The organism is Limnoraphis robusta BA-68 BA1, from assembly GCF_034932365.1.
GTDB lineage: Bacteria > Cyanobacteriota > Cyanobacteriia > Cyanobacteriales > Microcoleaceae > Capilliphycus > Capilliphycus robustus.
This window is the reverse complement of the sequence record NZ_JAYGHR010000125.1, coordinates 1-4,210: the sequence shown is the minus strand read 5'-3', so window position 1 is coordinate 4,210 and position 4,210 is coordinate 1. Positions and strand designations below refer to the sequence as shown.

Annotated in this window: 1 protein-coding gene; it reads left to right on the top strand. The window is 46.7% G+C overall.

Annotation, left to right across the window (positions count from 1 at the left end; genetic code table 11):
• Window positions 1-217: 217 nt before the first annotated feature.
• A partial coding sequence (locus tag VB836_RS30230) for a tetratricopeptide repeat protein (RefSeq protein WP_323225250.1) occupies window positions 218-4,210 on the top strand: 3,993 nt, incomplete at its 3' end.

The window sequence follows — 4,210 nt, the reverse complement described above, 5'->3', positions numbered from 1 at the left end:
GGGAGGTGGGGAGATGGGGGGAATTTTTATTAACAAAAAGCTATTTTTCATCGGAAAAAAATCCTCTCCCCACCACCCCATCACCCCATCACCCCATCAACCCCGGCAATTTTTAACTGAGAATGAAACAGCCCTGGGGACCCAGGGGGGTCAAAACTGCATAACTCAACACCCATCAGACATAGGTGATAATGAACTTGGCGTGACTATCTACCCGATGAAGCGAACTCCCCTCAAATCTTTCTTTTGGCTAACTGTTGTTATTGGATGTTCTGGACTATTAACGGCAATACCTCCTGTTAGCGGACAGCACATATCTCCCGTGTTGTTGGTTCAACAGTCTGATGAACTCGAAGAAGCCAACCGACTCCACCAACAAGTTATTCAACTTTATCAACAAGGAAAATATAACGAAGCAATACCCATAGCAGAAAGGGTTCTAGAAATACGAGAGAGAATTTTAGGAGAAAATAACCCCGATGTCGCCAATAGCCTCAACAACTTGGCATTACTCTACTCTAACCAAGGACGCTACGATGAAGCTGAACCCCTCTTGCAACGTTCCTTAGCTATCTATGAAAAAGCGCTATCGACAGAACATCCCTCAGTCGCACTCAGCCTCAACAACTTGGCAGAACTCTACCGTTCCCAAGGACGCTACGATGAAGCTGAACCCCTCTTGCAACGTTCCTTAGCTATCTATGAAAAAGTCTTAGGAACAGAACATCCCTCAGTCGCACTCAGCCTCAACAACTTAGCATCACTCTACTCCTCCCAAGGACTCTACAACCAAGCCGAACCCCTCTATCAACGTTCCTTAGCTATCTGGGAGAAAGTCTTAGGAAGCGAACATCCCGATGTCGCCCGCAGCCTCAACAACTTGGCAGAACTCTACTCCTCCCAAGGACGCTACGATGAAGCCGAACCCCTTTACCAACGTTCCTTAGCTATCCGTGAGAAAGTCTTAGGAACAGAACATCCCGATGTCGCACTCAGCCTCAACAACTTGGCCCAGCTCTACTCTAACCAAGGACTCTACAACCAAGCAGAACCCCTCTTGCAACGTTCCTTAGCTATCCGTGAGAAAGTCTTAGGAACAGAACATCCCGATGTTGCACTCAGCCTCAACAACTTAGCATCACTCTACTCCTCCCAAGGACGCTACACTGAAGCTGAACCTTTTTATGAACGTTCCTTAGCTATACTTGAGAAAGTGCTATCGACAGAACATCCCCATGTCGCTACCAGCCTCAACAACTTGGCATCACTCTACTCTAACCAAGGACTCTACAACCAAGCCGAACCCCTCTTGCAACGTTCTTTAGCTATCTATGAAAAAGTCTTAGGAACAGAACATCCCGATGTCGCCCGCAGCCTCAACAACTTGGCCCAGCTCTACTCCTCCCAAGGACTCTACAACCAAGCCGAACCCCTCTTGCAACGTTCTTTAGCTATCTATGAAAAAGTCTTAGGAAGCGAACATCCCGATGTTGCACTTAGCCTCAGTAACTTGGCATCACTCTACTCTAACCAAGGACGATACGCTGAAGCCGAACCCCTCTTGCAACGTTCCTTAGCTATCTATGAGAAAGCCTTGGGAGAAAACCATCCCGACGTTGCCACCAGCCTCAACAACTTGGCATCACTCTACGAGTCTCAAGGACGCTACCCTGAAGCGGAACCCCTCTTGCAACGTTCCTTAGCTATCCGAGAAAAGGTATTAGGTCAAGAACATCCCTATGTTGCCACCAGCCTCAGTAACTTGGCATCACTCTACCATTCCCAAGGACGCTACGATGAAGTTGAACCCCTCTACCAACGTTCCTTAGCTATCCGTGAGAAAGTCTTAGGAAGCGAACATCCCGATGTTGCACTCAGCCTCAACAACTTGGCAAACCTCTACCGTTCCCAAGGACGCTACCCTGAAGCCGAACCCCTCTTGCAACGTTCTTTAGCTATCCGAGAAAAGGTATTAGGTCAAGAACATCCTGCTGTTGCACTTAGCCTCAACAACTTGGCATCACTCTACGACTCCCAAGGACGCTACAGCCAAGCGGAACCTCTTTACAAACGTTCTTTAGCTATCTATGAAAAAGTCTTAGGAAGCGAACATCCCTCTGTTGCACTCAGCCTCAACAACTTGGCAGGACTCTACGACTCCCAAGGACGCTACAGCCAAGCGGAACCTCTTTACAAACGTTCTTTAGCTATCCGAGAAAAGGTATTAGGTCAAGAACATCCTGATGTTGCAGTTAGCCTCAACAACTTGGCCAACCTCTACGACTCCCAAGGACGCTACAGCCAAGCGGAACCTCTTTACAAACGTTCTTTAGCTATTTGGGAGAAAGCCTTGGGAAGCGAACATCCCGATGTCGCCCGCAGCCTCAACAACTTGGCATTACTCTACAGTGACCAAGGACGCTACAACCAAGCCGAACCCCTCTTGCAACGTTCTTTAGCTATTTGGGAGAAAGCCTTGGGAAAAGAACATCCCGATGTCGCCAATAGCCTCAATAACTTAGGAACGTTATACAGAGACCAAGGACGCTTCAATGATGCGGAACCCCTCTACCAACGTTCCTTGGCTATCCGCGAGAAAGCCCTGGGAGAAAACCATCCCGATGTCGCCAATAGCCTCAACAACTTGGCAGAATTCTACTCCTCCCAAGGACGCTACGATAAAGCCGAACCCCTCTTGCAACGTTCCTTAGCTATACTTGAGAAAGTGCTATCAACTGAACATCCCTCAGTCGCCGCCAGCCTCAACAACTTGGCATCACTCTACCATTCCCAAGGACGGTACAACCAAGCTGAACCTCTTTATCAACGTTCCTTAGCTATCCGTGAGAAAGCCTTGGGAAGCGAACATCCCGATGTCGCATTCAGCCTCAACAATTTGGCAGAATTCTACCATTCCCAAGGACGCTACAACCAAGCCGAACCCCTCTACCAACTTTCCTTAGCTATACTTGAGAAAGTGCTATCAACTGAACATCCCTCAGTCGCCACCAGCCTCAACAACTTGGCATCACTCTACAACTCCCAAGGCGATACAACCCAAGCCATTAACTTCTTGAGTCGGGGACTAGAAGTAGAAGAACAAAACCTGAATGTTCTCCTCGCAACGGGTTCGGAACGTCAGAAACAAGACTCAATGAAAACAGTTTCTAGTACAACTTATCGAGCAGTTTCTCTCCATATTAAAGATGCACCGAATAACTCAGAAGCGGCTCGTTTGGCTTTAACAACTATTCTCCGTCGCAAAGGTCGGATTTTGGATGTAATGACCGATAACTTACAACTGTTACGAGAAAATATTACCCCAGAAAATCAACAACTTTTAGATGAATTAGCAACGGTTAGAACTCAACTCGCGACTTTGATTTATAATAAGCCTGAAAATATTCCCGATGAACAATACCGTCAACAAGTTGCAAATTTAAGAGAAAAATCAGAACAACTCGAAGCTGAACTTTCTCGTCGTAGTGAGGAATTTAGAACGATTTCAGAACCCGTTACCATTGAAACGGTACAACAGTTAATTCCCGAAGATGCAGCGTTAGTTGAATTTGTATTATATCAACCTTATGATGCTAAAGCTACGCCCGGAAATAGACAGGGAAAACCTCATTATGCGGCTTATATTCTCAAATCTTCCGGTGAACCGCAATGGGTAGATTTAGGAGAAGCCGAACCCATTCACGAAGCTTACTTTAAGCGAGGTGGATTTGGTCAAAATCTGGTTCTTAAAGCCTCTCCTGCTTTTATGAAGAAATCCGCTCGTTCCCTTGATGAACTGTTAATGCAATCAATTCGCCAAAAGTTGGGGAATGTTAATCATATTATTATCTCACCGGATGCCGAGTTAAATAGAATTCCGTTTGCAGCATTGGTTGATGAAAATAATCGCTATTTGATAGAAACTTACAAAATCACTTATCTAACAACTGGACGAGATTTAATTCGTTTACAACTCGAACATTCTCACAAACAAGCGCCTGTTATTGTTGCTAACCCGGACTATGATAAACCGGGTGAACCGACGACGGTTGCTGTTTCAAAAAACTCGGAAAGCCCCCCCGCCCCCAAACCCCCAACATTGGGGGCTTTGAAAGATGGGGGTAATTCTGGGGACTTGGAAATTTCCCCCCAAACTTGGGGGGACAGAGGGGGGCTATCTCAAACTTGGGGGGACAGAGGGGGGCTATCC